22 protein-coding genes are annotated in these 26,410 nt (G+C 57.3%); 13 read left to right on the top strand and 9 right to left on the bottom strand.

Going from position 1 to position 26,410, the window contains the following annotated elements; all coding sequences use genetic code 11:
* Window positions 1-124 precede the first annotated feature (124 nt).
* Window positions 125-1,441, bottom strand: a complete 1,317-nt coding sequence (locus QNM96_RS21135; RefSeq protein ID WP_283838791.1) for an aspartate aminotransferase family protein — start codon at window positions 1,439-1,441, stop codon at window positions 125-127.
* A gap of 193 nt (window positions 1,442-1,634) precedes the next feature.
* Here QNM96_RS21135 and QNM96_RS21140 point away from each other — a divergent pair, with 193 nt between their 5' ends.
* Window positions 1,635-2,126: an Lrp/AsnC family transcriptional regulator gene (locus QNM96_RS21140; RefSeq protein WP_283838792.1), complete on the top strand. Its 492-nt coding sequence runs from the start codon at window positions 1,635-1,637 to the stop codon at window positions 2,124-2,126.
* Window positions 2,127-2,130: 4 nt separating this feature from the next.
* On the opposite strand, the gene QNM96_RS21145 is transcribed toward QNM96_RS21140, so the two are convergent.
* Entirely contained in the window at window positions 2,131-2,547 is a 417-nt protein-coding gene (locus tag QNM96_RS21145; RefSeq protein ID WP_283838793.1) for a universal stress protein, read from the bottom strand.
* Window positions 2,548-2,692: 145 nt separating this feature from the next.
* On the opposite strand from QNM96_RS21145, the gene QNM96_RS21150 reads away from it, so the two are divergent.
* From QNM96_RS21150 to QNM96_RS21175, 6 genes are all read left to right on the top strand, one after another.
* Window positions 2,693-2,938, top strand: coding sequence for a hypothetical protein (locus tag QNM96_RS21150; RefSeq protein ID WP_283838794.1), 246 nt, complete (start codon window positions 2,693-2,695; stop codon window positions 2,936-2,938).
* Between the two features lie 373 nt (window positions 2,939-3,311).
* Entirely contained in the window at window positions 3,312-3,734 is a 423-nt protein-coding gene (locus QNM96_RS21155; protein WP_283838795.1) for a high-potential iron-sulfur protein, read from the top strand.
* 125 nt (window positions 3,735-3,859) lie between these two features.
* Window positions 3,860-4,189 carry a hypothetical protein gene (locus QNM96_RS21160; RefSeq protein WP_283838796.1) on the top strand — a complete coding sequence of 110 codons (330 nt, stop codon included), beginning with the start codon at window positions 3,860-3,862 and terminating at the stop codon, window positions 4,187-4,189.
* Entirely contained in the window at window positions 4,186-5,592 is a 1,407-nt protein-coding gene (locus QNM96_RS21165) for a 4Fe-4S ferredoxin N-terminal domain-containing protein (protein WP_283838797.1), read from the top strand. Before QNM96_RS21160 ends, QNM96_RS21165 begins: the two co-directional genes overlap by 4 nt.
* Window positions 5,589-6,950 carry an NrfD/PsrC family molybdoenzyme membrane anchor subunit gene (gene nrfD, locus QNM96_RS21170; RefSeq protein WP_283838798.1) on the top strand — a complete coding sequence of 454 codons (1,362 nt, stop codon included), beginning with the start codon at window positions 5,589-5,591 and terminating at the stop codon, window positions 6,948-6,950. Before QNM96_RS21165 ends, nrfD begins: the two co-directional genes overlap by 4 nt.
* Window positions 6,950-7,234 carry a hypothetical protein gene (locus QNM96_RS21175; RefSeq protein WP_283838799.1) on the top strand — a complete coding sequence of 95 codons (285 nt, stop codon included), beginning with the start codon at window positions 6,950-6,952 and terminating at the stop codon, window positions 7,232-7,234. The genes nrfD and QNM96_RS21175 overlap by 1 nt, the downstream gene beginning before the upstream one ends.
* Before the next feature lie 54 nt (window positions 7,235-7,288).
* Here QNM96_RS21175 and QNM96_RS21180 read toward each other — a convergent pair whose 3' ends face one another.
* Window positions 7,289-8,206 (bottom strand): glycosyltransferase, encoded by a 918-nt coding sequence (locus tag QNM96_RS21180; RefSeq protein WP_283838800.1) that lies wholly within the window; start codon window positions 8,204-8,206, stop codon window positions 7,289-7,291.
* Window positions 8,207-8,929: 723 nt separating this feature from the next.
* On the opposite strand from QNM96_RS21180, the gene QNM96_RS21185 reads away from it, so the two are divergent.
* The 4 genes from QNM96_RS21185 (at window position 8,930) to QNM96_RS21200 (ending at window position 14,158) form a co-directional block, all read left to right on the top strand.
* A complete protein-coding gene (locus tag QNM96_RS21185; RefSeq protein ID WP_283838801.1) occupies window positions 8,930-10,249 on the top strand; it encodes a hypothetical protein in 1,320 nt (439 codons plus the stop codon).
* Window positions 10,250-10,342: 93 nt separating this feature from the next.
* Window positions 10,343-11,629: an antibiotic ABC transporter permease gene (locus QNM96_RS21190; RefSeq protein ID WP_283838802.1), complete on the top strand. Its 1,287-nt coding sequence runs from the start codon at window positions 10,343-10,345 to the stop codon at window positions 11,627-11,629.
* A complete protein-coding gene (locus QNM96_RS21195) occupies window positions 11,626-12,822 on the top strand; it encodes a glycosyltransferase family 4 protein (protein WP_283838803.1) in 1,197 nt (398 codons plus the stop codon). The genes QNM96_RS21190 and QNM96_RS21195 overlap by 4 nt, the downstream gene beginning before the upstream one ends.
* 316 nt (window positions 12,823-13,138) lie before the next feature.
* Window positions 13,139-14,158, top strand: a complete 1,020-nt coding sequence (locus QNM96_RS21200) for a GNAT family N-acetyltransferase (RefSeq protein ID WP_283838804.1) — start codon at window positions 13,139-13,141, stop codon at window positions 14,156-14,158.
* Between the two features lie 98 nt (window positions 14,159-14,256).
* Here QNM96_RS21200 and QNM96_RS21205 read toward each other — a convergent pair whose 3' ends face one another.
* From QNM96_RS21205 to QNM96_RS21230, 6 genes are all read right to left on the bottom strand, one after another.
* A complete protein-coding gene (locus QNM96_RS21205) occupies window positions 14,257-15,618 on the bottom strand; it encodes a hypothetical protein (protein WP_283838805.1) in 1,362 nt (453 codons plus the stop codon).
* A 371-nt stretch (window positions 15,619-15,989) separates the two neighbouring features.
* On the bottom strand, window positions 15,990-17,453 hold the full coding sequence (locus tag QNM96_RS21210) for a flippase (protein ID WP_283838806.1): 1,464 nt from the start codon (window positions 17,451-17,453) through the stop codon (window positions 15,990-15,992).
* A gap of 125 nt (window positions 17,454-17,578) precedes the next feature.
* On the bottom strand, window positions 17,579-18,670 hold the full coding sequence (locus QNM96_RS21215) for a Gfo/Idh/MocA family oxidoreductase (RefSeq protein ID WP_283838807.1): 1,092 nt from the start codon (window positions 18,668-18,670) through the stop codon (window positions 17,579-17,581).
* A gap of 222 nt (window positions 18,671-18,892) precedes the next feature.
* A complete protein-coding gene (locus QNM96_RS21220; RefSeq protein ID WP_283838808.1) occupies window positions 18,893-20,710 on the bottom strand; it encodes an MFS transporter in 1,818 nt (605 codons plus the stop codon).
* A 773-nt stretch (window positions 20,711-21,483) separates the two neighbouring features.
* Complete coding sequence (locus QNM96_RS21225; RefSeq protein WP_283838809.1) at window positions 21,484-21,909, bottom strand: DMT family transporter; 426 nt, start codon at window positions 21,907-21,909, stop codon at window positions 21,484-21,486.
* Window positions 21,910-22,180: 271 nt separating this feature from the next.
* A complete protein-coding gene (locus tag QNM96_RS21230) occupies window positions 22,181-23,218 on the bottom strand; it encodes a DUF1616 domain-containing protein (RefSeq protein WP_283838810.1) in 1,038 nt (345 codons plus the stop codon).
* 287 nt (window positions 23,219-23,505) lie between these two features.
* Between QNM96_RS21230 and QNM96_RS21235 the strand changes: the two genes are divergently transcribed.
* Both QNM96_RS21235 and QNM96_RS21240 read left to right on the top strand, forming a co-directional pair.
* On the top strand, window positions 23,506-24,516 hold the full coding sequence (locus tag QNM96_RS21235) for a GNAT family N-acetyltransferase (RefSeq protein WP_283838811.1): 1,011 nt from the start codon (window positions 23,506-23,508) through the stop codon (window positions 24,514-24,516).
* Between the two features lie 128 nt (window positions 24,517-24,644).
* Window positions 24,645-26,258: an alkaline phosphatase family protein gene (locus QNM96_RS21240; protein ID WP_283838812.1), complete on the top strand. Its 1,614-nt coding sequence runs from the start codon at window positions 24,645-24,647 to the stop codon at window positions 26,256-26,258.
* The last annotated feature ends 152 nt before the right edge of the window (window positions 26,259-26,410 follow it).

The following is a 26,410-nucleotide window of genomic DNA, read 5'->3' on the forward strand; positions in this document are numbered from 1 at the left end:
CTCTGCTGGCTCCGGATACTCACGTTCGCTCGGGAGTCGTTTCGGATGTCTGTTTCGTACAACACAGCAAGTCAGGTACCGGTTGCGTAGATCGGGCAGAATTTCTAGATTTGGCTGATCTCGATTATGCCTCTTGGACGGTTTCTACCGCACGATGCAGTTCTGAAAGGCCGTGTTCGAGCTGTTCGCGGCTGATTATCAGCGGCGGCTGGAATCGCAGGACGTTCTTGTAGTAGCCGCCGACGCCCATCACGACGTTTGATTCCTCGCGAAGGTGGTCGCTCACAGCCGTCGCTAACTCGGCATCCGGTTGCGGGGCGACGCCGTGTGGGCCGGTTTCTGTCGGCTCTACGAGTTCGATACCGTGCATCAAGCCGATTCCGCGGGTTTGCCCGACGACGTCGAACTCCTCCTCGAGCGCTCCGAGTTCGCCCTCGAGCCACTCGCCGTGCTCGCGCGTTTCCTCGACGATTCCATCCTGAAGTGCTTCGATCGTTGCGAGTGCAGCCGCGCAGGCGACGGGGTTTCCGCCGAACGTCGAAAGGTGATCTCCGGCTTCGAACGCGTCTGCCACCTCGGCCGAGGCCGTGAACGCACCGAGTGGGAGCCCGTTGGCGATTCCCTTCGCTTGCGTGAGGATGTCGGGTTCCGCGCCGAAGTGACTGCTGGCGAACAGTTCGCCGGTCCGACCGTACCCCGTCTGGACTTCGTCCGCAATCAAGAGCGCGTCGTGGTCGTGTGCGATCTCCTGGACCCGCTCGAGCCACCCTTCAGGTGGAACGATGATCCCGGCTTCCCCCATTACGGGTTCGACGACGACGGCCGCGAGGTCACCGCTGGTGTGGGTACCGATGACGTGCTCGAGGTCGTCGGCACACGACTCGTCGCAACTGTCTCCTTCGCAGGTCGAACAGCGATAGCCGTACGGAGCGGCGGCGTGGGAAACGTCGTTTAACGTCGGTGCCATTCCCTTCTTGTAGGCGTTGTTTCCCGTCAGCGACAGGCTCCCGAGCGTTCTCCCGTGAAAGCCCATCTCGAGGGCGACGATTTCCTTCGATCCGGTGTACTTCCGGGCAAGTTTGACCGCCCCTTCGACGGCTTCGGTCCCCGAATTACAGAAGAAGCTCTTCTGGAGATTTCCCGGGGTCACGTCGGCGATCGTCTCCGCGAGCGTCGCGACCGGCTCGTTCGGGTGGACGTACGAGCAGCCGTGGACGAACTCGTCGAGTTGGTCTTTCGCCGCGTCGACGACAGCCTCGTTTCCGTGACCGACGTTCGTTACCGAAATCCCAGAGAAGAGATCGAGGTATTCGTTTCCGTCGAAATCCTCGAGCGTACACCCGGTCGCTTGTTTGATGGGCACGTTCAGTGACTTCCAGATCGGCATGACGTGTTCGTCGTAGGTCGCTTTGACCGACGAGTTCGTCTGATGTTCGGACATATTGTAGATAGTTGCATATGGTCCTAATAAAGAGTTACGTATGAAACTGTGTTCTGGAACAGCACACCAGACAGTCGCGCGATCTCGCTTCGTTTCCCCCCTTCAAACTAGATCGAGGATCGAATCCGGTTCTCGTTCAACTCCTACGACAGTTTTCGAATGTTGTTTATTGGACTTGGTCGTTGAATGGGGTATGGATCAACGTGACATTCGTATCCTTCAGGCGATTGCACAACTCGGGTCGGGAAGCCCGGACGAGATCGCAGATCACACCGACATCCCCAAATCGACAGTACACTATCGGTTGACCAAACTCAAAGAGGCGGACGTCGTGACCAACGACCTGTTCGATATCGACCTCGAGAAGCTGGGACTGGATATTACGGTCGTCACGGAGGTCATCGCAGAGTACGACGAGCAGTACCACAAACAGGTCGGCAATAAACTCGCCGACATCGAGGGCGTTAATCAGGTCTATTTCACGATGGGTGATACTGATTTCGTCGTTATTTCACACCTCTCGGATCGGGAGATGGTCAACCGGCTCATCAGCGACTACGAACGAATCGACGAGGTCGTCAGAACCAGTTCGCAGTTCGTCGTCGAAACCGTCAAAGACGAACCGAATCCGCTCAACGATTTCGAACTGGAGACGCTTCTGGAACAGACACACGAAATCGACTGACCGATCACCGAACGACAGTCACTGGGACGGGTGCGCGCCGAACGATTTTCTCGGCGACGCTCCCGAGTAAGACACGAGAGACGCCCGACCGACCGTGGCTCCCGACGAGGATGTGATCGATGTCGTTTTCCTCCGCGAACGCGACGGTTTCTCGAGCGGGATTCCCGACGACCGTCTCCATTTGCAATTTAATATCGTCGTCGTCGAGCAGGTCCGTTACTTCGTCCGAGAGCTCCGTTTCGGTCTCGTTTTGTAACTCCATCAGCTTCTCCTTGGCGAGATTGACGCCCGCCGACGTCGAGCCATCCGCGGCCTCGATGACGCGGAGGAGGACGATTTCCTCTTCGGGGTGCTCATCGATAGCCCACTGGAGCGCTTTCTGTGCAGGACCCGAACTATCGTACGCGACGAGTATCGTCATGCGTCGAACTAGCGCCCGAGCGGTCATAAGTCCAACCGATCCTATTGACCTGGAGGGAACAATCGCGGTACAACGGTAATTCCATCCGCGAGTACAGGCAGGTTCGTGCAGTGTACTTACGAACAGTGCTCGCCAGCACTCGAGTATGGAAACGCCCCCTGAACTGCAATCAACAGCCGAGGAGCAAACGGACATCACGATCAGCAACCGCGAGTACGATGACAAGAGCATCATCGCAGTCGATTTCGGCCCAGCCGCTGGCAAACTGACGGTCGATGTCGTCGAAGAGACAGCTATCGTCGTGGTCGGTAACCAGCAGTTCGAATTCGCCGTTCCGGAGGGCGCTGACGACGTGACGGTTAACGACGGTATCTTAACGATCAGCGGATAGCGGTCGACGACTCGAGCGGGTTCCCGTCGTTCGTTTCCCATAGTTCTCGGAACTGAAGTGACACTCTCGGAAACAAACTTTCACGGAGGATCCTTCGACCCCCCACGAGATAACCGATAGTTCATAACCACAAAAGAGTGTCATAGAAGAGTTCTCCGACACCTCAAGCACAAACTAATCGAGACGAGTACGGGAACAATCTGGACGGATGTCGAGCGGTGATATGAGTCGCCCTTCGACCGTCACGATAGTCCGCGTACTGAGGAGTGCTGACGTCCTCATCGCGGCGAGTAACCGAGAATTTTCGCTGAAACAGTGAGCGTATTGATGCGGCTCGCAATCGAATCCTTGAGCAGAGGCAACTGATTACTGCATGGACGACCCCGAACATCGAGAAACGCGGCGTCGACTCCTCGAACTCGCTGGCACCGGCTCGGTTATCGCGCTCGCCGGCTGTCTCGATATGGGAGCAAACGGTACTCCCGGCGCCCCGCTAGACGACCGCCCGGTGGATTGGTGTCTCGATATGTTAGACGATGAGGTTCCGGAAGAGGAGGCCACCGCCCCGAGCATCGACGGCATCGAGCGACGAGATGAGGACGAACTGGACTCGAAGAGCGACGCGATTTACGAGTGTGGAGCCAGAGCCGGGGATCAATGTGGGAACTGTACCTATTACATCGACGACCGAACTGGCGACGGGTTCGGTGCCTGTACTGAGGTAGCGGGACAGATTCGGTCGGTCGACTGGTGTGCACTCTGGCAACCCAGAGAAAAGCTGGGCGAGGGCGATTGATTCGAGCTGATGAGTATCAAAGTGGCTGAACAGTCAGTATATATCCATATAACTACTCTAATATCGAATTAACGACCGTATCTCCCCGCAGTTCTTTTGTGAATGCTAGCGTAGGTTATGTTCCCATGGCTCACACATATCGAACCGAACCGGATCCGCCGGAAGAACCGACCGAGTGCGATTCTCGAGACGCCACAGAGACTGCGGAGGCGTTCTACGACGGGATATGGGTCGCCGTTTCGTCGATGTTCGGCGTCCTCTTTCTCGTCGTCGCCATGATTCAGGTGACGCGTCTGTTTCCCGAGTCGGGCGCGTATGGGACCGCGACGGCGACGAGTTGGATCGCCTTTTTGCTCTCCGCGCTGTTGCTCCTCGGTATCATCTCGTGGGGTCTGAAAAACCGTCAAACAGCTAGTTCGACGAGTACAACCGATTCCAGGGGTTCGACTGAATGAACGCGGACGACGATTCAACCGGATCTCCCGATTCGTTCCACCCGCTCGGAGACGAGTGGGAACGGGAACTCGAGGAACTTCTCGAGGAAAGCGACTACGATGCCGATCTCGGAATGGAGATGGCTCGGGACGCAATGGAGGTCACGAAGGGCGAGCTCTCCGAGGCCGAGTTTCACGAACGGTATCACGACGACGTCATGGAGGAGTTCGGCCAGGACGATCGGCCGACCGAAGCGGCACTCGAGGAGCTGGAATCGGACGCGGGCCTCGACGGGAGCGTTTCCGAGGCGCTCGCGGCGTTCGGTGACGACGGTGCGGTCGACCGCCGGGAAGTGATGAAGAAAATGGGTGCAGGTGCCGCGTTCCTCGGACTCGGTGCCTGGGCGACGATGGACGAGACCGACCCGAGCGTTGACGCCGCCGCGGCTCAGGACGACGAAAGCGAGGATGGAACGCAGTGGGGGATGGTTCTTGACCTCGAGCGTTGCGACGGCTGTCTCTCTTGCGTGCAAGCCTGTGCGGACGAGAACCAGCTCGATTCCGGGGTTAACTGGATGTACGTCCTCGACTGGGAAGATCCGGACGAACAGCTTGACACCGGCCGACAGCGGCTCATTCGGCCGTGTCAGCACTGTACCGACGCCCCCTGTGAAAAGGTTTGTCCGACAACGGCACGGCACACGCGGGCGAGCGACGGACTCGTTCTCACCGACTACGACATCTGCATCGGGTGTCGGTACTGTCAGGTCGCCTGTCCGTACGGCGTTAACTACTTTCAGTGGAACGAACCGGGTGTCTCGGCCGACGCGCTCGACGAGGACCACATCTACAGCGACCGAGGACGGCCGGTCGACAGTCGTGCGCCCCGCGGCGTGATGAGCAAGTGTACGTTCTGTCCGTCCCGTCAGGACGGAAACATGGGCGAAGAGATGGTCGGTAGCACGGCCTGCGAGGACGCTTGCCCACCGAACGCGATCCAGTTCGGCGACATGAACGACCCCGAAAGTGCGCCCCAGCAGTACCGCGAAGATCCGCCGCTACAACGGGCGAGGTCGATGGCGTCCGACGATGACGACGAACTTCAGGAGGCTATCGATATTATTGACGGCGAGGAAGAACCGGCCGAAGACGCCGAGGATGGAATGACAGAAGCGGAGGCTCGAGCGATGATCGACGATCTCGGCGGGACGGCCGATTCGACGTTCAAGTTACTCGAGGAGATCGGTACGAACCCGAACATCGTCTACGTCGGCAACGAACCCGGTCCGAACGCAGAGCAGGTTGGTGGCCCCATCCAATACGACGAGTTGAGTTACGAGAACGTAGAAGAAGAGATGGTCCAACTGGCGGACGAGCGAAAGGACGTTACTGACGAAGGAACGGTCGGTGAGTATCCGCTATGAGCACCGAGCGACCGAGCAAGGAGGATATTCTGCGTCCGATCCAGCGCACCTCGAGGGGGTATTACATTCTCCTGGGGATTGCTACCCTCGCCTTCGGACTCTTTCTCGTCGGCTGGATGTACCAGTTGTCCGAAGGGATGATCGTCACCGGACTCTCGGATTGGGGAAGCGGCGGCGGCGTCACTTGGGGCCTCTATATCGGCGCGTTCATCTGGTGGGTCGGAATCGCCCACGGCGGCATTATCCTCTCCGCGGCGGTGCGGTTACTGGGTATGGAACGATACATGCCGGTCGCTCGCCTCGCTGAACTACTGACGATCGCGGGACTCTCCGCGGCCGGCTTTTTCATCGTCGTACACCTGGGTCGGCCCGACCGAATGGTGACGAGCATTATCGGCCACTATCACATCACGGTCCACAGCTCGCCGCTGGTCTGGGACGTGACCGTCATCACGCTCTATCTGGTGTTGACGGCGACGTATCTGGCGCTGACGCTTCGTTACGATATCACCCGCCTCCGCGATGATCTCCCGAATCACTTCGAACCGATTTACAAGGTCATGACGATCGGATACTCGGAAAAAGAAGACCTGATCGTCCAGCGGATGGTCTGGTGGCTGGCACTCGCGATCATTATTCTCGCGCCGTTGCTTCTTCACGGCGGTGTGATTCCGTGGCTGTTCGCACTGATCCCCTCGATGCCGGGCTGGTTCGGTGCCGTACAGGGCCCGCAGTTTCTCACTATCGCACTGACGTCGGCAATCAGCGGCGTCATCCTTCTCTCGTACGGATTCCGGTACTCCTACGACTGGCAACACATCATCGCCGACGACGTCTTCCGGGGACTCACCCTCTGGCTGGGTTTCTTCTCGCTTCTGTTCCTGTGGCTCCAGCTTCAACAGGTGGTTGGCGGGACCTACGCAGCACCACTCGATCAGAGCACGGTCGTCAGCGCGATGATCTCCGCCCCGATCTACATCACCTCGATGACGCTCGTCTTTCTGGTTCTCGTGTACACGTTCGTTCAGGCGGTTCGTCCGTCACTCTTCTCGAAGAAGCGATCGGTCGTCGCGGCGGTCGCCGTCCTTACCGCGACCCTCCTCGAGAAGATACTGTTCGTCGTCGAGGGGCTGATGTATCCGACGTTTAGCATCTACGGCGCGGTTCCGGGAAGTTACTGGCCGAGCTTGATCGAATTCGCGTCCATCACCGGGACGATCGGCATGGTGACGATGTTCTTCCTGTTGGTCTCGAAGGTCGTTCCGGTTGTCGAACTCCACGCCGTCGAGCATTTACAGGAGGATCACGGCCACGAACGCTCCGGCGACGGCGGTGCCGAAACTGAGGTGGAAGCATAATGTCAGCGACAATCGACCCAATCCTGTTAACGACCGCCGAAATAGTATTGACTCACGGATACGGCGGCGAGGTTCCCACAGCCGGCTATCCGGATACGGGAACCTGGCTGATCTTCGGCATCATCCTGATGCCCGTCTACGTGATGGTCGCTGCGTGGTTCCTCGGCGCGCCGCGAGACACGAAATCGGCGCTGATGGGTGTCGGCTACCTCGTCTCGATTACGACCGGGCTCTGGCTATCGATGTTTATCGGGATGGAAATCGTCGGGCTGGTGTTCTACTAGCGAACGCTGGGCGTCCCGTTTGCAGGGACCTATCTTGGACTCGAGTCGAACCGTTCACGCCACGCGTTCGTACACCTCGAGCATTTGGGCGGCCGTTCGCTCCACGCTGATCTCGGTGGCCGCCTCACGCCCGTTCGAGCGTTCACCGCGCTCGAGTATTTCCCGTAGCCCCTCGACGAGTTCTCGGTCGTTTGTCCCGACCACGGACGGGTTCACTCCCTCGAGTTGCTCGGGCACGTCGCCGACGTCGACGGAAACGACGGGAACGTTGCAGGCCATCGCTTCTTTGACGGAGTTCGGCGACCCCTCGCTTTTCGAGGTCAACAGAAGCGCGTCCGCGGCGTTCATGTAGTTTACCACCTCGTCGTGATCGAGACCGTGGACCGTCCGCAACCGCACCGGCTCCTCGAGCAAGCCGTCGATGGTCCTGACGATTCGCTCGGCCCGGGGGTAATCTTTGACCTCGCGGTCGGGCGAGTACGGAAAGAGTACGTCGTATCCGACTTCGTCCCACTCGACAGTCTCGCGGGCCTGTTCCTGTGGAATCGGGTAGAACTGCTCGAGATTGACGCCGTCGGGGATCACGGTGCACTCTCGTCCGAGCGTTCGCCGCATCTCCTCGGACATCACCACCACTTCGTCGCACAACGGTGCGCAAACCCGGCTGACCGGCTCCCCCGGACCGAAGATATCCGTGCCCCACAGGGAGAGCACGGTCGGTTGGTGGAACTGCGCGACCGCCATCGGCGCGGTGAGACCGTAGTGGGCGTGAATCAGATCGTAGCCGTTCGTCGACTCCCGAAACACCGTTGGAAAGAACTTGAAATACTCGAGGATACTCCGTGATTGTGCGGGTCCCGTTTCTCCGCCGACAGATTGGATCGTAAACGAGACACCGAGGCGCTCGAGCGCGGCGATCTGCTGGTTCATAAACGGCGCGTCCTCGTTGGTCGTCAGAATCAGGACGTGCATTCAGGTGCTGAACTAGGGGATTTTACGGGGCTTTGTTAAGCATTGCATTCAGTTCAGGTTGCGTTTCGAGCGATAGAGTCTTCTGTGGCGAATTGTTGTATTCCGCCACTGCTGGCCGAGATCAGGGCTTACAGTGGTAAAACTCTCATCTACTGGAGATTATACGAGACCGTTGCCGAATTCGAAGCCGGACGGACGTGGCCTTTGAGAGACCGCGGAACTCTCCGACGGCATACTGTTTTTTGAGAAGTTGAACCGACCATATAATAGTATGGATCCCCTAACAGCGGAACGCTTATTCGGTCCTTTCAGGTAGTGGCGGTTGTTCACCTGTATGTGTCTCTCTGAACTCATCTCTGGGTTGTTCACCGGCCCCGAGCCCGATTCAGTAGATCATCCAAAGCAGACTGCAGAGAGCGGGGGACCGATATTCGTTCACGAGTGTCGCACATGTGGGACGATAGAGTAACTCGAACTCGAATTGTCCGCTCTCATCAGCACCCCCTCAGTTACGGCAGTAAATTATACTGCCGGCTGTAACCTGTTCTTGCGGTTACACCGTGCTCTCCGTATCGTCATCTCGCTACCCGATTTCTGCCAAGACGGTATTCATCCGTTCGATAGGCCGACCCGTTCGAGTTAGGCACGGTACAGCCACCTATAATGACTCCATTACTATCGTATCAGATCTGGTGATAGTGAACACGTAATGAGTGAGACGCCATGAAGACAACGTCGCTGACCGTCGTCGCAATCGCGTTCCTGCTGGTGATCGGTGGAATCGCCGGCGTCGCACAGCCGTCCGGTGCAAATACCGATACGACGAGTCCGCCACCGGCGGATAGCTACGTCGTCGAGCAGGGAGATCTCTGTCAGCCGATCGAACCGGTCTCGACCAGCGGTACCGTCGAGTCGTTCTACGACTATCGGAACCACGAAACCCACCCCGAGGATGTCGATCGAAATTACAGCTCCTACGGGACCTCACACCTCCAAGAAGACAATACGAGCATCCTCTTTCTCCACGAGGGAACCGACGGGATGAGTCTCGTTATGGTTCACGATCGGATCGACGGTGAAACCGAGGGCGGGGTCGCGACGTTCGATATCGTCGGCCTGCCGACCGAGGCGGAGTGGGTCGTCCAGGACGACCTCTACGACGGTGAATCGAACATGGTCGAGTGGGGAAGCGGCGATAACTGGGCCTCCGCGTCCTGGATCTGGGAAGAAGCCAGAACCGACGGCGGTGCGATTCGCGGCGGACTCAACGACGAGTTCGCTGTGACGATTCATCCTGCCTTCAACGAGGACGCGGAGTTTTACGATGACGATGACCTGTACGATCCGGAGTTCTTCGGGGACGGTGAAATAGAGGATTGGGAGGTCCTCTCCGGGGACTCGGAGGACCCGGACCGTACGACGCTTTCGTCGCTCGAGGAGCCAGTCACACTCCGTACGGGGACGTGTGACGACCCATCGGTTACGTACACTCAAACTGACGACGGTGTCGCCGTCGACTTCAACGGCACGACGACCGACGACCGGATCTCGCTCGAACCGTCGGCTGGAACGACCGATGGCGTCACGTTCGAAGGGATCGAAATACACGAAATCGGTGATACCGATTCGATCACCTTCGAAAATCGACAGCCTGCAGATCTGCCGGAGTCCCCCGCAGATGTCGAGTCGCTATCGCACTTGACGACGACGGGAGACGCGGTTCAGGATCTCTCCGCAACCGTGACGTTCAGCGTCGAGGCGGAGACTCTCGAGGATTTCGGCATCGATCCCGAGCACGTAGCGCTCTACGAAGCGGATGGTGATGACTGGGCCGAGTCTACCACGACGGTGAGTGACGACTCATCGACGGCGTATCAGTTCACCGCGGAGGTCTCCTCGCTCGAGGGTCTGACCGTTGCACAACAACAGGACGTTCCTGAATCTGAATCCGAGTCTTCGATACCCGGCTTCGAAGCGGGAGCGGCTATCGCGGCGATCATGCTGTTGGCCGTCCTGTGGGCGATCAGGACCCGGAACCGGTAACGGGCGACCGAAACGGAACAGTCGCCCCCTGCTTCGAGGGAGGACCGAGTAGTGATCGTATACTAATGTGTGTATGTTCGGAAATCGTGGTAGATGAAGACGCAAGGCTCTCCCGAACCAGACGGACGCATCGAGATGGCGAGACGGATTCACGAGTTCGACCGGTACTTTTCAGTTCTCGATTCGACCCTCGAATATGCGCGTCGGCGCGAGTATACCGGGCCTGATTACGGCGACGGAATGAGTAGCCAACTTCTTCAGGCGCTGCCAGTAGAGAACAGGGTTCTCAATCTGGTCGTTCAGGAAGTCATCAAGCGCGCCCCGATCGATGTCAGGCCCCAGTTGCGCGTCGAACACCGACGAAATTACAAGGGGGCGGCGCTGTTTACGATGGCTAATCTCAATTACAGCGAACTCGCGAGCCGGCACGGCGAGGGAGGGGCGCTCGGATTTGATCCGATCGCCGAAGCAAATCAGCTCGCCGAGTGGCTCCTCGAGGAGCGGGTGACCGGCTACAGCGGATTCTGTGGCGGCCACCGTCACGAGATCCAGCATCTGCACTCGAAAGGGGTCCCCAGCGACCCCGATATCGTCTCGACAGCGTACGCGGTCAAGGCGCTCTTGCGCGCCGCAGAACTGGACGAGGAGTACGCCAAAGTCGCACGAACGGCGACATCGTTCCTGGTCGAGGATTTGAACTATCGGGAGGTACCCGAGGGTGCGAAGATCGACTATCACATGAACCATCCCGAGGATTCTTACACCATCAACGCGGCCGCCCTCGGTGCCGGAATGCTCGTCGACCTCTACGAGTACTTCGGCGACGAGGAGCTGCGGGAGCGAGCGACGAAAATCCTCGATCATGTCGCGGCCGTCCAGACCGAGAGAGGCGGGTGGCCGTATCGGCTTCCAGCATCCGCGTCGCACCTCTCGATGGACAGCCACCACAACGGATTCGTGATCGAATCGTTCCAGCGCTATCGTGCTGTGGTCGACGAGGACCGATACGCGGAGACGATCACCGACGCCCTCGAGTTCTACCGGACGGAACTGTTCGAACTAGATGGGACGCCGAACTTCGACGAGAAGAACGCCTATCCACGCGATATCCACGCTAGCACGCAGGGAATGTTGGTTTTCACGCGCGAAGGTGATCTGGAGTTCGCCGACCGGATCCTCCGGTGGGTGCTTGCAAATATGCAAGTCGAGGAGGGACAGTTCTACTTCCGAAAGCACCGCCATCACACGAAGCAGGTGACACTGATGCGGTGGTGTCAGGGGTGGATGTCGTATGCGCTGTCCGAGTTCTTGGTGGCGAGTCAGGACCGTCCGCTGCTGGAATCGGAAACTGAGCGCGACCGGACGCCGTTACAATCGTGAGCCGACCATCAACACGAAGTACATCGACGGAACCGTCGGGTAGTCACGACTCACCGTCGGTCGGGGAGGCCCCTCGAGACGGGGAGTCAGCGAACCGGAACCAGCGTCAACGGACGACGAGAGGAAGTGAGACAACCCCGGACGATACGCGCGTTCTCGTCATAACGGGATTGTCCCACAAAAACGAGTGTCACTACGGTCCGCTCGTAAATGTTGCCGGCGAGACGACGCTCGTTTGTCTCGATCCGACCTACGACATAGACGACGCGAACTACGTTCGAGTTCCGGGAGTCGGCCCTCGAATCCTTCGAATCGCGCTCTTGTTTGTTATCGCCCTGTACGAGGGGCACAGGAACGACTACGACGCGGTTGCATCGATCTCTCTCGTTCCGTACGGAATCTACGCTCTCGCGCTGAAAGCGCTCTACGGGTATCCGGCTCACCTGGGAATTATCGGCATCGATCTCGACTACCACGCCCGCCAGTGGTACGGTGCAGGTCCCCGGTGGGCGTTCAGACGGTTCGATGCGGTCTCCGTTCCCGGCCCCTCTCACGCCGAGGCGCTTTCCCGCACCGGCGTTTCGGATGATCGAATTGAGATTCTCACGAACGCTATCGATACCGAAACCTACCGACCGGTCGAAGATGGTGCGGATGCTGATTGCGAATTTGTTTGGGTGGGCCGGTTCAGCGAGGAGAAGGATCCGGTTCGGTTCGTCCGGGCGCTTGCGGAGCTCGACGCACCCGGACGAGAGTTTCAGGCGGTCATGGTCGGTGACGGACCGCTTCGATCGGCCGTCGCCGCCGAGATTCGTGCAAACGACCTGGAAAATCGCGTCGACCTCACCGGCTGGGTCGACGATCCAGTTGCGTATTATCGACGCTCGGAGGTGTTCGTGCTCACCTCGAGTCGTGATGCGTTGCCGCTGGTGATGATCGAAGCGATGGCGACCGGTCTCGCTCCCGTGGTCCCATCGGTCGGTTCGATTCCGGATATCGTCACCGACGGACATAACGGCATCGTCGTTTCCAACCGGGATCCGACTACCTTCGCCGAGGCGATGAAGCGCTGTCTGGATGATTCCGCCTATCGGTGCACGATTGGGGCGAACGCGACGTCGATCAGACTGTCGTTTTCGTTGAGTCAGGCGAGCGATGACTGGTGTCGGATCCTTTCGACGCTCGAGGAGTGAGATAACTATCGTGCCGGTTTCGAACGGATTGCCGGTCGCTTCCAACTCGGTTTGACCGCTCTCTCGGACTACAGGCGGAACAGGTCGAGTGTCTCGGGGCTTTCCCCGAGGTACTTCACCGGTCTTGTTCCGGTTCGGTACCGACCCTCCCGTGTAGATCAACCGGTACAAGGCGTATAAATCGTCTATGTCTCCAAGACACTCAGGATATCGTTATATTTCCTTCCGGACAATACTGCTAACCCGACTTTCCTCGGTCGTTACTTGACGGTAACAACACGATAACAAAACGGATACTCATTGTCTGAAGAACCCCATGGAAATTGAGCAACTGACGCTCGAGGAATGGGGGGATGCGCTCCCCCAGTCCGGGTTCGAGGTATTCCACGACCCGGATGCGCTGGCCGTACTCGACAGCCACATCGACGCCGAACTGCAACTCTACGGAGCGTACAAGGGTCAGCAAGTGGTCGGACTCCTTCCCGTTTTCGTCGATGAAAAGTCGATCGGTCGGACGGTCTTTTCACCGGCCGTCTCGTTCGGCGTTCCTCGGCTCGGGCCGATCATCAACCCAAATAGTCCCAAGCGTCGGAAGTGGGAGCGAATCAATAGCGGGTTGGCCGAGGCGGTTATCGAGCGGCTCGAAATCGACAAACGGTCGACGCTGTTTCGAATGACCTGTCCGCTCGGGTATACGGATCCGCGGCCGTACGGCTGGAACGAGTTTACGATGGAACCGGAGTTCACGTACGTCGTCGATCTCGAGGGCTGTGACGACGTCGAGGATGCTATGATGGGGTTCAGCAAGAGCCTCCGGAACGAGATGCGGCGATACGATGAGCTAGATCTGACGATCAAAACGGAGGGTATCGACGCCGCACTCAGGATTTACGACGACGTCGTCGAACAGTACCAGGAGTACGACGATACCGCGCCCATGTCTCGGCTGTTTCTCCGCGATCTTCTCTCCCGTCTAGACGATGATCGGTGGCGCGTGTACGTCGCAAGAACTCCGGATGGGACGTACAAGAGCGGTATCATTACGCTGTTTTCTAACGACCTCGCCTATTACTGGCAAGGCGGCGTCACGGCGTCCTACGAACGGGTCAGCGTCAATAACTTGCTCCAGTACGTCATCCTGGAGGATATCGTTACCGATCCCGAACTCGAGTCGGTGACCGGATACGATCTCGTCGGTGCAAACACCGAACGCCTCTGTGAGTACAAGGGCAAGTTCAACGGCGAACTCCGACCGTACTACGTCGTCGAGTCGTCCGGCTTGGAGATGACGGTGGCGAAGTCAGTCTACCGCGCCGTAAGCGGCCCGCTGAAGTGAGACAACCCGTCGAGTTCGTCCCGAAGTTTCTCGAGAGAGTCCAAAATCGAATCGGGCACTTTGATTTCGTCGCCGTCGGCTTTGCTCGAGAGACCGTTTCACTCCCCGTCTCCGCCGGTTTCCTCGATCACTTCTTCGATCGCCATCTCCTCGCCGTCGAGTTCGATCCACATCGCGTCGGGTTGCTCGATGTCGATCGAGGTGATCGATCCGTCGACGGAGAAGGTATCGCCGTGTCCGCCGCCCGTGACTCCGCCGGCGTGGTATTCGCCGTCGCTTTCTTCGATGAAGTCCTCGCCGGAGTAGGTGCCGCCCTCGATGCTGTCGCCGGACGGGCTGTCGGATGGTGCGTCGGCGAATTCGACGGGCCCGTCGGCCGTGAACACGTAGCTAGCTAAGTGGGCCTCCCGTTCAGTGACGAACGAGAGGAGGTATTCATTTCCCTCGACGTGATCCTCCTCATCTCCTTCGTTAGGTCGCTCGCTTGATTCCGCTGGTCCAGACGCGGCGTCCTCTGCGCTCAGCGGGACACCGTCGACCTCCGCAGGCTCGGTCCGTCGCGGCGTTCCGCCCGACGAACCGGAAATTGTCGCACCGCTATTGTCTTCTGTCCCGTAGTGGGTGTTTGTGACGGTCATTTTGGCTTGTTGTCCCTTTGACCAATCCGGTGCCCCACATCTAACGTCCGCGTGAGGGGAATCGGATATATCGCAGTCTTTGACCTCGGTGTGTTCGTAATAGCCCCAAACACCTTTATCGCAGTTTACCACGACGCAGTTCTCGATAAGCGAGCCATCGGTGCCGACGCGGAAGCCAGCGGCTCTGGAGTTGCGGGCGTACGAGTCTTTGATGGTAACTGGACCGCCACCTCCGGCACCGCTAGGGTGGTTCGAGGAGTCTCCGGGGTTACTCGCGTATATCGAATTGTCCGGACAGTTCTGGATATTGACGTTCCGAATCTCGATGTCCCCTGCGTGTCCGTTTGCAACGTTGATACCGGTGATTCCGGGATACGTATTATCGTTCTCGCTCCCCATGAAGTAGACGTTCTCTATCAAGCCAGTAGCGTTCGAGCTGTTGACCTGACAGATGATGGCGTCCTCCTTTGTAGTACTATCCCAGTTGCCACGGAAGCCAACGTTCCGAATTTCCCAATTGTCTGCGATCGCTCGAATGTGAAACGTGGCGTTGGTTGCTGTGATATCGACGAGGACGTTCGAGAAGGTTTCACCGTCGTCCAGGCGGACCGTCTCAGAGCTACCGGCTGAGACTTCGATTACCTCGTAGTCTTCGTCCGCCGCCCCGACGCCGGTCATCGCGGCGGTAGCGGCCGCAGCAGTTCCAGCAAATCGTAGAAATCCTCGTCGCTGGAGCGTCCTACTGTTGGTGGAGTCAGTACCTGCTGGATCTGTATCGCGAGTATCATCTCTATCAGCTATCGTGTTATTATCGCGTGCCATACAGTCAGCTAATTTGAAGTCGGACATATAAATCTTCTGCTTATCTTACTTCAAATTAAACAGACATTCATTTCTTCGGTGAATAGTGTATAGAACACTATGAATATCTCAATATTATTTTTATGACGGAAGCAAGGCTTTGAACTAGAAAACGCGGTACGCGATCGGTGACCGTCCATTTGTGTCGGTCAATATCTACAAAACCGACTTTCTTCTCGTCGGCAATCGCGTTCGAGATCAGCGGGGACGCCAACGCGATTGGGAGGGCGGATCTCCCGTCATCACGAAACAGCGGTATAGGCTTGTCCTGCTCTGTAGGGTGTCTTCCCGTCGCCGGGTGGCCAATCGCCGGGTACGCAGCACGAGGCGGTTCACAGATGAGAGAGCGCCCGCCGAACGTCTACTAGCCCGCTCATGGCGGCGAACAATAACCAGATGACGGTCCCGAGGAGGACAACGGCGAGCAGCGAGGTGATATCGGTCGCAAGCGGCAACGTCAACAGAACCACTGTAGCCATCCCGAGTGTTATGCCACAAACGAGCAGGAACGATTTGAAGAGGGAGCCAAGGGAAAGCGTGAGTTCGGTGTGAATTAAATACATGTTAACGGCAACCATGATACCGTAGCTCATGACGGTCGAAATAGCAGCCCCGACGATACCGATGGTGGGGATAAGCAGGAGATTCAATCCGAAATTCATGATTCCGGTTACCCCCTTCGAAATCGCTCGATGCTTGGCCCGGCCGAGGTAGTCCAGCGCATCGTTTGTTATCTTATCTATCGACTGGAAAACGATAAAAACGGAAAAAATCTGGATAACGGCCACCGCACCGAGATACTCCGCGCCGAATACGAACCGGATTAGCGGCTCCGCGACGAGAACGAGTCCGACTGCGGCCGGAACGTAGAACAGAACGTTATATTTGAAGGTTGTCTCGTAAATTTCAGCAGCCCGATCAAGCTCGCTGTTGGATTTGTATTCTCCGTAAGAGGGGGAAACTGCGAACCCGAGCGAGCTCGCGGGTGCGATGATGAAATCGGAGAGCTGCTTGGCGAGCGTGTAGTATCCTACGGCTGCTGGCGTGAGAAAAATTCCGATGAGTATCGTGTCGACTCTCTTGTAGAGAACGTTTGATCCGCTCGATACCGAAAGAGGAATGCTGTACTCGAGCAGCCGCTTCGTAATTCCCTGCTCCTTCGCGGGTGCCCGGTCGAACGTCCCGAGAAATATCCACAATACAACGAGACCACAAAGCGCACCAAGTGCGTATCCCACAATATACCCGAATAGCGCCCCGACTGCGCCGAATCCCAGTAATAGCAGCGTTAAAACAGCGATGAAAATTCCACAGTTCGAAACGATCGCCACTTTGGCACTCCAGGCCACGCGATTGAATCCCTGAAATACTGTATAGATATACGAGTTCGCGGTTTTGGCGATAATGTACAAAAACCCGAGAAGCAAAAACGGAGCGAGTTCGGGTTCTCCGAACACGTTCGATAACGGCCGATGAAACGCTCCAATTACAGCGGCGACAAGCAGTGTGGTGACAGCGATATACTTCAGCGATTCACGCACGATATATGGGACCTGGCCGGGATCGTTTTCGCGATAGTCGGTTACGTATCTCGCCGCCGAACGTGGAATCCCCAATCTGCTAAAGAGTAATGCAACTCCGAAAACAGAAATGGCGAGAAAGAGCAACCCGTACTCGTCGGGAGTCAGGAAGGTGCGAGCGAGCAGTACAATGAGAACTCCCTTCGCGACGGTCCGAACGGCCTCTGCGACCAGCGTCGCCTTGAACCCCGAGAGTATCTTCCGCTCATCCACCATTGACTTGCCTGCTGGTTCTGGATCGCATCACGGACATTCGTTATACCATCGCTCAGTGTCGAAGCGGGTTCGTACGGAGAGTTCTCGATGTCGCTCCCGAGAACGGATGACTGCCGGACGACAACTCATATCGTTGTGATGGGCGGGGCTTCGGCGGTCGCTGAGTTACGGATCTGTTCCATGATCCGCAGTGTCCACATCGACGATTCGAGGGGGACTGGCATCTCGGTGCCGTTCTCGAGTGCACGCGCCGTTCGATCGAACTGGTCGTAGTGGGGATTCATTCGTTTGGCCGTCTCCCAATCGTCCTTGTACTGCGCCTCGGCCACGAGTTTGAGATTGGAGAAAAGGCTCGAGAGATGGTTTGCCGAGCGACTAATCGACTGCTTGCCTTTCTCTATCGAAGAGAGGTGATAGTCGCTCTCGATCGTCTGCACGGATTGCAGAATCATGTCTATTTTCACGGACATGTTCTCACCGTGGATCTGGATCTCGTGTTTTGGTCTCGATCCGGATATCATCTTGAGGTTGCACAGGATGTCGTCGCTAGTCACGTACTGCACCTGAACGGTATCGTAGGTGAATTGTTCGTCGTAATCGCCGACAAGACAGGTTGTCGCCGATACGCTCTCTTCGGAGCGAGGATACCCGCTCACCCCGAGACCGGAGTAGATCGGGTGTGGTAGTCCCTCTTCGAACTCTCCGCCGGGGAGATCGAATACCCAGGAGCCACGGTTCACGTCGTCCGGTGCCGAGAGACCCGTGTAAATGAGGTCGACTCCCCGAACCGTTCCGATTTTCCCCGATCGAAATAGCTGGCGTGCTTTGCGCATCACCGGGTCAAACATGTGCTGATTTACCGGTGAGACCGGCACGTCGTGGCGGTCGGCTAGCCGTTCGAGTTCCTCGAGCTCCTCGACCGTTTCCGTGATCGGTTTTTCGATCAAGAGCGGAATCCCCGCTTCGATCGCCTGTTTACTGATCTCCAGGTGGCTTTGGACGGGGGTGCAGACGTGGAGCCAGTCGAGCGATTCCTGTGCGAGGAGTTCGGTTAGGTCCGAATACGGCGTGATACTGTATCGCTTTGCAGCGTCGCTCGCCTGCTCAAAATCGATATCGCAGATCGCAACGAGATCCGTTCGCGGATTTTTTTCCAACCCAGACAGGTGGACTTCCGAAACCGTTCCCGCGCCAACTACTGCGGTGCTGACTGTCATTCTCTCTTAGACGGCGGACTGATAGCTGTATTGTTATATCTCTACTTACGGTATTAACAGCGCGTTTACTCACCGGGAATGTCGCATACGAAACAGCCGAGCCACGATTTCGGCGGGAGCAACTTCGCGTATCGCGTCGTAAGCCGAACCGTGACAGGGGGTTCGACAACAGTTCGGCTTCCAGAAGAACCGACCGGATTTCGGCCCCTCGATCGGGGTCGGCTACTCTCCTCCCGCGTCGACGTAGTACAGATCGAACTCCCCGTTCGACTGAATGCGGTTGACTTCCGGTTGCGTTTCAATCGAATCGAGTTCTTCCTCGGTGTACCGAAGGCCCTGATATGCGATTCCCTCTCTCTCGTAATCGGATTGAGTGAGCGCGAGATACCGATCCTCGTCGGACTGGTTGGCGAGCCCTTCTTCGATTGCGGACTCGGAAAGGTCCCAGTGGAGTCGCATTCGCTGTTCGTTACCGTTAATTGCATCATCGTGCCGGTTGGGGGCGTCTCGCAGTCCAACGAATACGAGGTCTTCGTCCTGGGTGGTAAACGCTGACTCGTATCCGACCATCTGTTGCTCGCTAACGTGTGGCGAAGAGTTGTACGTGTACGGTGATGGGAACACGGCCACAAGAGAGACGATCAAAAGGAACGCAAAGCCGACAGCAACCAGCGGTCGAGTGGACGAAGTAAATCTAAATCGCTTTCGTTCGCTCGAATGCCGTGCTATAATCCCGTGTATCGCAACTGCTCCCAGAATTGTCACGAATACCATCATCAATCCAAATACCCGGAAGTACATCGTCCCGGGTGCGAGGAAGTAGATTCCAAACACCGGCACGAGTCCGACCAAGCCGACGAGAAAATACGCGGTTTCGGCACGCATCTGACCGACCCAACCCGAATTCTTGACGAGGACTGCTCCCAGAGCGAGTCCGCCAACGAGTACCACGTACACCACGTGTGCGGTGAACAGTTTGAAAAAGATCTCGAGGAGACTGCCGCCAATAGCGCCGAGAGAACCGCCCTGAGCCGCGACGGCATCCCCCGCTCCGCCGCCTTCTCCGAGCAGGAAATCGACGGCTGAACCGAAGAAATACTCGATCGTCCCGCCGAAAAACCCGTGATTCGACGTCCACAGTAAGAACAGGCCGATGAGTAGCAGTGCGTGCCCGTACACCGGCGTCTGTGCGGCCATCCGGCCGCCGCTTGCAACACGTCGCGAGAGGTATTGGAGCGCACAGATCCCGACGAACACGACGATCAAGTGAGCGACGAGTTGCGGATGATAGACGACGGTTGCGATTGCTGCGAGGACGAGTGCGACGCCCACACCGGAAACCGATTTCGTCGCGGTACCCGTCCGGACGTATTTCATCAACAGGTACGCGATTATCGACGAGAACAGCACCGCTTGCGTCATCGCGTGTGCCATCGGGTACATTGAGATTGACGTGATCGGTAGCAACAGGAACGCAGAGAACGCGCCGATCACTGCTCCTCGTTGATCCCGAACGATCGTTCCGACAGACAGCGGAACGAACACGTAAAATATCACCATCGCCAGCACCACGACCAGAAGTAGCGAGTGCGAAATCGAGATTCCAATCGTCGAATTGATAAACGCCGTAACCAGGTGAATTCCCGGATAGTAGAGATCAAACGGCGTAATCGTCCCCTCGCTGATGGCTCGAGCCCAACCGAGGTGTGTCAGCGCGTCATGATGGCCGTAAAACCTGTATCCCCGAACGATGGGTAAGCCGGCGAAGACAGCCATTACTAGCCCGCCGAGGACGAGAGCGACCGATTGTGTTCCGCTTCCCTTCCTCGATAACGGAACAAAAGCGACCGCCAATGCAACGCCCAGCGCACCCGCTAACCCCGCCCAGACCAAGGTGGGCGTCGCTGTATAGAGCGATAGCTCGTACCCATCCGCCGGCGTGGTGTGTGCAACGAGTACGCCCCCAAAGAGGGAAAGAAACCCGAGTGCAAGCGCTAACTTCCGAAATAATTCCCCGTTGACGGCAGACTGAGTAGACATTCGAAGCTGCTGTGAGGGTTTCCGGTAGGCATCCTTGTTATTCACCGATTTCTGAAAGTAAACATCTCGATACCGTACTCACGCTTGTCTTTTTGAAGTCGGCCCCGCAAAACCCTCGAGGAGTACGTTAGTCGTCGGCGATCTCACCCGATGGAAACCCGTCCGCAATCCGCTGATCTCGAGGCGCTCGGTTATGGCGTTACTCTCTCGAATAATGAAGGAGACACCAATGGCGGCGGCAGTCATCGGGTAGACGGACGCCACCCCAGCGTTACCAAAGATCATATAGAGCCCCACGTCACCGGTATTCGAGCGGGGGAGAAGACCGGAATTCGTTTCGGAGAACTCTATCGATGGGGGCTGCGCCGTCGCTGGAAACACCTTTATTGGGATCGTTGGTCCGGCCCTTGGCCTGACTCCTGGCTACCTGCACCTCCATCCGTTCGATTCGGGTTCCAAGTTGCTAGGAGAAGGTGTCATAGAACGGTTCGCATCCCTCTTCGACTACCCGACGAACGGTAAGTACAAGCAAACGATGGAACGCTGCGGATTGGGACCTATCAAGTATCTGTAAAGAACGGCGTGTTGAAGACAGAGCGAAAATCCAGCACGGCGACGAGTGTAGACGGAGACACGTGGACTGGTAGATACAGATGAACCAGCAACGAGAAGGATTTTGCTTCCTCTGACACCTACTAAGAAAGTGGAAGACGCGCCTTGGCTCACTTTTTTTCAAGAGTATATCCCATGCCCAACAATTGCGTAGGGCTATTTTATCGGGTAACCAAGACGATCCCAATAACTGCGAACGCTATCCCAGCAACTCTCGTTATCGTAACTTCGTCTCCAAGAATGACCATACCGATGAGAGCCGCGACGACGAAGTACATCGCACCGAGAGTAGAGACGACGGTTGTTGATCCTCCGGAAAAGCCGATGTACATCGAAATCAGGCCTATTCCGGTGAACACTCCGGCCGTGCCAGCGAGCAGTCCTCCTCTCGCAGTAATGACAAGCGATGCGTCTGAAACGAGGATGTATCCGAGTGCAAGGGGTGCCGCAACAAGATAGGAGATTGCAGCGGCCGTCCTCGGATCGATAGACTCCGACGCAGCGTTGCCCAAGACTACCCAGATTCCCCAGGTTACCATTGTAATCAAACCAAAGAATACAGCCGAATCTATCTCAGGAAAACTCATTAGTGTGTAATTCTACCTTGCTACCGAAAAGTATCCCCCTTCCTTGTTTATGGTTCTCAAATAGCCTCTATTCAAGAATAGAGCGCGCTAGTGCGCGGTATATGCAGCACGGCTCAACAAACATAACCAATATATGATAAAAATCCTGCCGTTCGGTTCGCAGGCCTACTGACCGTACTATCCATTGAAGGTTCGGTCGAAATCAATCCTTGAGAACCCTTCTATGACCTCCTTTGTCAGGAAGGTAGTCTTCTGCTGTGGATTGCCCATCTCACTCCGCCGCTGTCTCGTCAGTCACCTCGGTCGTGAAATACGTGTACCGATATGCGTTGTCGTGCGTCGGCGTGTCAGGAACGTCGCCGTCGTACAACATGACCGATATCCGAATCGCTCCACTCTCGGCTTCAGGGGTGACGTTTTGCTCACTGTATTCGATCGAACCGTCGTCGAGATTGTAATCGCTCCGTTCTAATTCCGTTCGCTCGAGTATCTCTCCGTCGCTGATCCACTGTTCCTGGACGACAACTGTGTACTCCATTTCCTCTCCTTCCTGGTTCTCGGTGGCGACGGTGAACGGAATTGCTTCACCGGATTCGACCGACGTCGAATAGTTCGACGCAACGAACTCGTCTGAGCCGTCTTCAGTGAGAAGTCGCAAATCCGTGTACTCCGCTCCCTGTTGCGGTGAAACGAGGGCATAGCCGACGGTCGTCAACGCAAGCAACATACTGACCACCAGTAAGACGTTGACGGCGGTGTGGATCGCCGATCCCGTGTCGAACACCGCTCGGCGACCGGCAGCGAGCTTTCGGCCGAAATCGAATCGATAGCGCTCAGCACTAGCAATTCGGTGTCGCCTCGCAGCAGCGATCCAGACGCCGACCAGCGTGTAGATGCTTACAGCGCCGACGACGGCCGATGTCGTAAACCCGAACGGCGTGAGACCGATTCCGAGCCCGAGTAGGGGAAGGAGACCAAAACTCAAGCCGAAGGCCAGTGCCGCACGTTCCGCCTCCGTTATCGGTCGGGTGTGTTCGACCAGGAGAGTGGCCTCACCGCGTTGAGAGGGTGATGCTCGCGGAAAGAGGGCCGATACGGTCGCGTATCCTGGCGCGAGAAACAATAGCGGAAACCCGACCGCCGCACGAACGAGCGGGGACGCGATATCGAGAATCGCTAACAACGCGCCAGCAACGACAACGAACGCGGAGACGGCGACCAGATCGGTCGGCGCTCGCCTGAGAATACGGTTTGGTTTTCGGTCGGCGGTTACGAACGGTTGGAATACTCGAGTTAAACGATCCTTCATCTATTCGATAGTTATTGATTATTCGGACGTTCAGCTATTGTTACTCGTCGCATAACGTGGGGTGTCCGAGAGCCTGTGCCCGGAACCGGGGCCAATTCGTTCGAATCGGATTCGACTGCGTAGACCGCGCTCTCGAGCACGGATGAACGATACTACCATCGCCACCTGGCGCTTTGTCTGGGTGGAAACAGGGTGCTTACAAAGTAATTGTAAATCGACTCGTCTCGTATGGTATGGCGAGCGACCAACTGTAAGGATCGGTCATCTTCGTTCGAGCGGGTGAATCGATGAGCGTCGATGTACGTATCGGGACCGATGATGACCTCGAGACGTGGAACAGGTTCGTAAAACGGTCGCCACAAGGAACCTTGTGCCACGAACTCGAGGCGCTCAGGGTGCAGGCCGAACACGCCAACGCGACGTTGCATCCGTTGATCGGGTACAAGGGACAGGAGCCGGTTGGACTCTTCCCCGTCTTCGAGATCAGAAAGCAGTTCGTCACGACGGCGTTTTCGCCGCCGCCTCACCTCCGCGTACCGTATCTCGGTCCGGCCTTTCTAAACATGGGGAAGCTAAAACAGCGAAAGCGCGAGCGTCGTCGACAGCAGTTCATGGACGGCTGTTTCGAATGGATCGAATCGGAGCTGTCTCCAACGTACGGACACGTTCGAACGGCGACGGCGTTCGAAGATCCACGACCGTTCAAGTGGAACGAATACGACGCAACGCCGGAGTACACCTACGGCGTCGATCTCACGCTCGAGGAGGAGGAGCTTCTGATGACGTTCAGTAGCGATGCACGGAGTAATATCACGAACGCTGACGAGGACGCCTACGAAATCGACGTCGGCGGACCCGCGGAGATTCGACTGATACACGAACAGGTCAAAACCAGGTACGAATCCCAGGGAATTAGCTTCGGCGTCCCGATCGAGTTCGTTCTTGATCTCGCCGAACGAACGCAGAACGGACACGTTCGTCCGTACACGTTCCGGATGGATGAGGAGTTCATCGGCGGCATTCTGGCCCTCGAATACGACGGAACCACCGGACGATGGATGGGCGGCGTCCGAACCGACGCCGACGTCGACGTGCCGACGAACGACCTGCTCGACTGGGCGATCATGAAAGACGGTCTCGAGAACGGCCTCGAGACGTACGATCTCGTCGGTGCCGATACGCGTCGGATCAACCGGTACAAGGCGAAGTTCAATCCGGAGTTACAGACGTACTATAGCCTCGAGTACGGGTCGTGGATCATGCGGACGGCCGCCTCGATGTACAACAGCGTCAAATGACGCACACGGCGTCAACGACCATACACGATCAAATACCAAATCCGCCCCGTAACGCGCTCCGGAAGGCAGTGGGTAGGGGAGAGTAGTTCCCTTCATAACGAAGGGTAAACGGGATGCAGGTCTCGACAATGAACGACGAATCCTCCCTGCAAACGCTGCTGGTCGGCATCGATGCGGCCTGCGACCGGGTTCTCGATCCGCTGTTCGAAGCGGACGAGGTACCGACTCTCGAGTCGATTTATCGGGACGGGACGAACGGCCCGCTCGAATCTCAGATCCCACCGTGGACGGCGTCGGCCTGGCCGTCGCTGTCCACGGGGATGAATCCCGGTAAACACGGCGTCTACGGTTTTCTTTCGTTCGATGGCTACGATTGGGATGTCGTCAATGCCACCGACGTTCGCGAGCGGACGCTGTGGGAAGTACTCGCTCGCCACGGGATTCGGAGCGTGGTTGTAAACGTCCCAGTCACGCACCCGCCGCGGGAGTTCGACGGCGCATTGATCCCGGGGTACACTGCGCCGGAGGATCCAGATTGTCACCCGCCGGGATTGCTCGAAGCGGTTCGGGATTCGATCGGGGAGTACCGCGTCTATCCCGACGAGAGCGCGACTGACCTCGGGCGCGCCTACAGCGACTGCGTGCGGATGCGAGGGGAAGCGTTTCGGTATCTCACCGATCGTTTCGATCCCGAGTTCGGATTCATCGAATTCCAGGCGACCGATTCGATTTTTCACAAGCGGCCGGAGGACGACGAGGCGATCCGGACGATCTATCGCGAACTCGATCGACAGCTCGAGAAAATACTCGAGACCGACGAGCCCTCGAACGTGATCGTCGCCAGCGATCACGGGATGGGTCCATACGACGGATACGAGTTTCGGGCCAACGAGTACCTTCGCGAGGAAGGAATCGTCGAGACCGCACGCGGCGGGCAGGGAATGCCTAACTGGGCGACAGTTCGTGACGGCGATCTCAAAGCGGGGGAGGAAGCCACGAGTTACGAACTCGGCGTCGCGGACCGAGCGATGGCGACCGCGGCCGGGTTTGGTATCACGAGCCAGCGGATCGGTGCGATACTTGAGCGCCTCGGTATCGACGACCTCGTCGCGGCACACGCTCCCGCCGGGCTGGTCAATGCAGGCTCAGTTCAGGTGGACTTCCCGGAGTCGGCCGCGTACGTGCGTTCACGGATCGAACTCGGCGTTCGCATCAACCTCGAGGGTCGCGAGCCCGATGGCGTCGTATCCTCGGAAGAGTATGAGGACGTTCGAGACCAGATTATCGACAGTTTGCGGTCGGTTACGACTCCCGACGGCCGTCCTGTTTTCGGGGCAGTTACACCCAGGGAAGAGTACTTTCACGGGCCCGAGAGCGAGCATGCGGTCGATATCGTGACCGTTCCAGCCAACTTCGATCACTTCCTCTCGGCGACACTGCGCAACGAACAGTTCGGCCCGCCGAGCGAACCGTGGAACCACAAACTCGACGGAACGGTCGCCGTCCGCGGCGAAGATATCGATCCCGCCGCCGGCGTCGGAAACGCGAGTCTCTTCGATATCGCCCCGACCGTCCTGTCGACGCTCGGTATTCCGTTCGACGAGCGGATGGACGGTGAGGCGCTTCCGTGCGTCGAATCGGCCGGAACGAAGCAGTATCCTCGATTCGACGGGGACCGACTGGTCGAAACGGCGGACGAAGGGGTCGAGAAACGGCTCGCCGATCTCGGCTACCTCGAGTGAATTGCACACACAACGGTAATCGCACGAATCTCAACCGTATTGTTCATCGATTACTGATACTGCCGGCTGTAACTAAGTGAAGATTTTCTCACCCCCAGGCCGACGAAATCCTGAACGACTTACAGCCGGCAGTATGATACGGACCCGATAGT

This window comes from Halostagnicola sp. A-GB9-2, assembly GCF_030068615.1.
Lineage (GTDB): Archaea > Halobacteriota > Halobacteria > Halobacteriales > Natrialbaceae > Halostagnicola.

Coding starts and splice junctions, on each gene's coding strand:
- QNM96_RS21200 (WP_283838804.1), top strand. CDS start 13,139: ATGGAAATTGAGCAACTGACGCTCGAGGAATGGGGGGATGCGCTCCCC.
- QNM96_RS21190 (WP_283838802.1), top strand. CDS start 10,343: ATGAAGACGCAAGGCTCTCCCGAACCAGACGGACGCATCGAGATGGCG.
- QNM96_RS21145 (WP_283838793.1), bottom strand. CDS start 2,547: ATGACGATACTCGTCGCGTACGATAGTTCGGGTCCTGCACAGAAAGCG.
- QNM96_RS21160 (WP_283838796.1), top strand. CDS start 3,860: ATGGCTCACACATATCGAACCGAACCGGATCCGCCGGAAGAACCGACC.
- QNM96_RS21230 (WP_283838810.1), bottom strand. CDS start 23,218: ATGAAGGATCGTTTAACTCGAGTATTCCAACCGTTCGTAACCGCCGAC.
- QNM96_RS21135 (WP_283838791.1), bottom strand. CDS start 1,441: ATGTCCGAACATCAGACGAACTCGTCGGTCAAAGCGACCTACGACGAA.
- QNM96_RS21155 (WP_283838795.1), top strand. CDS start 3,312: ATGGACGACCCCGAACATCGAGAAACGCGGCGTCGACTCCTCGAACTC.
- QNM96_RS21235 (WP_283838811.1), top strand. CDS start 23,506: ATGAGCGTCGATGTACGTATCGGGACCGATGATGACCTCGAGACGTGG.
- QNM96_RS21210 (WP_283838806.1), bottom strand. CDS start 17,453: ATGGTGGATGAGCGGAAGATACTCTCGGGGTTCAAGGCGACGCTGGTC.
- QNM96_RS21150 (WP_283838794.1), top strand. CDS start 2,693: ATGGAAACGCCCCCTGAACTGCAATCAACAGCCGAGGAGCAAACGGAC.
- QNM96_RS21180 (WP_283838800.1), bottom strand. CDS start 8,206: ATGCACGTCCTGATTCTGACGACCAACGAGGACGCGCCGTTTATGAAC.
- QNM96_RS21185 (WP_283838801.1), top strand. CDS start 8,930: ATGAAGACAACGTCGCTGACCGTCGTCGCAATCGCGTTCCTGCTGGTG.
- QNM96_RS21175 (WP_283838799.1), top strand. CDS start 6,950: ATGTCAGCGACAATCGACCCAATCCTGTTAACGACCGCCGAAATAGTA.
- QNM96_RS21215 (WP_283838807.1), bottom strand. CDS start 18,670: ATGACAGTCAGCACCGCAGTAGTTGGCGCGGGAACGGTTTCGGAAGTC.
- nrfD (WP_283838798.1), top strand. CDS start 5,589: ATGAGCACCGAGCGACCGAGCAAGGAGGATATTCTGCGTCCGATCCAG.
- QNM96_RS21225 (WP_283838809.1), bottom strand. CDS start 21,909: ATGAGTTTTCCTGAGATAGATTCGGCTGTATTCTTTGGTTTGATTACA.
- QNM96_RS21205 (WP_283838805.1), bottom strand. CDS start 15,618: ATGGCACGCGATAATAACACGATAGCTGATAGAGATGATACTCGCGAT.
- QNM96_RS21165 (WP_283838797.1), top strand. CDS start 4,186: ATGAACGCGGACGACGATTCAACCGGATCTCCCGATTCGTTCCACCCG.
- QNM96_RS21220 (WP_283838808.1), bottom strand. CDS start 20,710: ATGTCTACTCAGTCTGCCGTCAACGGGGAATTATTTCGGAAGTTAGCG.
- QNM96_RS21240 (WP_283838812.1), top strand. CDS start 24,645: ATGAACGACGAATCCTCCCTGCAAACGCTGCTGGTCGGCATCGATGCG.
- QNM96_RS21140 (WP_283838792.1), top strand. CDS start 1,635: ATGGATCAACGTGACATTCGTATCCTTCAGGCGATTGCACAACTCGGG.